Origin of the sequence: Leifsonia sp. SIMBA_070 (genome assembly GCF_046534635.1) — a bacterium.
Taxonomy (GTDB): Bacteria; Actinomycetota; Actinomycetes; order Actinomycetales; family Microbacteriaceae; genus Leifsonia.
Genome location: NZ_JAWRYK010000412.1, coordinates 1 through 264, shown reverse-complemented (window position 1 = coordinate 264; position 264 = coordinate 1). Strand labels below are relative to the sequence as shown.

Annotated in this window: 1 protein-coding gene; it reads right to left on the bottom strand. The window is 57.6% G+C overall.

Annotated elements, in window-relative coordinates; all coding sequences use genetic code 11:
* Positions 1–10: 10 nt before the first annotated feature.
* On the bottom strand, positions 11–264 hold a 254-nt coding region (locus SB754_RS20885; protein WP_410784265.1), incomplete at its 5' end, for a T6SS immunity protein Tli4 family protein.

Sequence of the window (264 nt, the reverse complement as noted above, 5' to 3'; positions counted from 1 at the left end):
CATGTCCTCCTTACTTCGCGGCACCACGATAGCGGAAGCTGTTCAGGACCGTATCCCACGCCTGGACGGCCTGTTCCTCGTTCACTGGTGACGTCGTCACGGAGGCGGAATTCACCGCGTCAGGTTCCGCGCCGAACAACAATTGAATGGCGGTGTGCGGTTTTGATGGATCTCCCTCTACCCCGGCCGCCAACAGATAGAACTGGTACTTCTGGACGCCATCTTCATGGATGTCGACGAGAATTTCCTCGGCTTGAATGCCGG